Below are 862 nucleotides of genomic sequence, written 5' to 3'. Positions count from 1 at the left end.
TAGGGGCTGTTGATCTTTGTAGTACATATATCAATCAGCCCACATTGGTAGCCACATCATAGTAAATGCTAAAGCGAGCATTGAATGATAATTTCGTTCAAGCTTTTCATACCGCGTGGCTATCCCTCTATATTGCTTAATACGGCCAAATGCATTCTCAACCAAGTGCCGATATTTGTACATGCACCAGTCAATATCTTCATTGCCTACTAAACTGTTGCCCTTACGTGGAATAACGGGTGTAGCGTTATTATCACGAACAAACGCTCTCAGTTTTTCACTGTCGTAGCCTTTATCTGCGACAACCATATTACTTGTTGGGCAATTAGCTACGAGTGACTCTGCATGGACGATATCATGCGTATTTCCACAGGATAATTCATAATAAACAGGCAACCCTCCGCTATCGACTGCAAGATGAATTTTCGTAGAATTTCCACCTCGGCTCTTTCCAATTGATTCATTGTCAGCAGTTCTTGCACCGCAACTATGTTGATGAGCCCTGACAATACTGCCATCAATGAAGACCCAATCCATGTCCGCATCACGAGATAATGCGCGAAACAGTTCATTCAAAATCCCTTTTTTGGACCATAAATTAAACCGTCTGTAGATAGCACTCCAACGGCCAAAATCAGAAGGTAAATCTCGCCATGGAATACCTGTGCGCATCTTATACAGTATGCCTTCGAGCGTTTTTCTATGGTCGGGCTTATTATAAATTCGACCACTTAAGTACATTACTTTTGATAAGACATTCCATGTCCCGTCTGTTAACATTAATCTTGGCATGTAGGTTCGGTGTAAAGTTTTCTGGCGAATTCAATTATACCTTATCTTCATGCTGTTTGTTTTTCATACC

General features: G+C 41.1%; 1 protein-coding gene. It reads right to left on the bottom strand.

All coding sequences use genetic code 11. The features are described from left to right. Positions 1 to 30: 30 nt before the first annotated feature. Complete coding sequence (locus tag CWC30_RS17180; protein ID WP_024600859.1) at positions 31 to 792, bottom strand: IS5 family transposase; 762 nt, start codon at positions 790 to 792, stop codon at positions 31 to 33. Positions 793 to 862 lie beyond the last annotated feature (70 nt).

The organism is Pseudoalteromonas sp. S4741 (genome assembly GCF_005886135.1).
GTDB classification, from domain to species: domain Bacteria; phylum Pseudomonadota; class Gammaproteobacteria; order Enterobacterales; family Alteromonadaceae; genus Pseudoalteromonas; species Pseudoalteromonas tetraodonis.
Note: the sequence above shows the minus strand (reverse complement) of the source record. Positions and strands in the feature narration are given on the sequence as shown.